The organism is Methylophilus sp. OH31, assembly GCF_000576615.1.
In the GTDB taxonomy this organism is placed as follows: domain Bacteria; phylum Pseudomonadota; class Gammaproteobacteria; order Burkholderiales; family Methylophilaceae; genus Methylophilus.
This window is the reverse complement of record NZ_BAUS01000014.1, coordinates 1-345: the sequence shown is the minus strand read 5'-3', so window position 1 is coordinate 345 and position 345 is coordinate 1. Positions and strand designations below refer to the sequence as shown.

Sequence of the window (345 nt, the reverse complement as noted above, 5' to 3'; positions counted from 1 at the left end):
AGACAGCTTCACGTCACTACGCACACGTTGACTGTCCAGGTCACGCTGACTACGTTAAAAACATGATTACCGGTGCTGCCCAGATGGACGGCGCGATCCTGGTATGTTCAGCTGCTGACGGCCCAATGCCACAAACACGTGAGCACATCCTGTTGGCCCGCCAGGTTGGTGTTCCATACATTGTTGTGTTCCTGAACAAAGCAGACATGGTTGACGACGCTGAGTTGTTGGAACTGGTTGAGATGGAAGTGCGTGACTTGCTGAGCAAGTATGACTTCCCAGGTGATGACACCCCAATCATCCACGGTTCAGCTAAATTGGCGCTGGAAGGCGACCAATCAGACA

At 52.5% G+C, this 345-nt stretch carries 1 protein-coding gene; it reads left to right on the top strand.

The window, feature by feature from the left end:
* On the top strand, positions 1 to 345 hold a 345-nt coding region (locus OH31_RS14540; protein WP_242402305.1), incomplete at both ends, for a GTP-binding protein.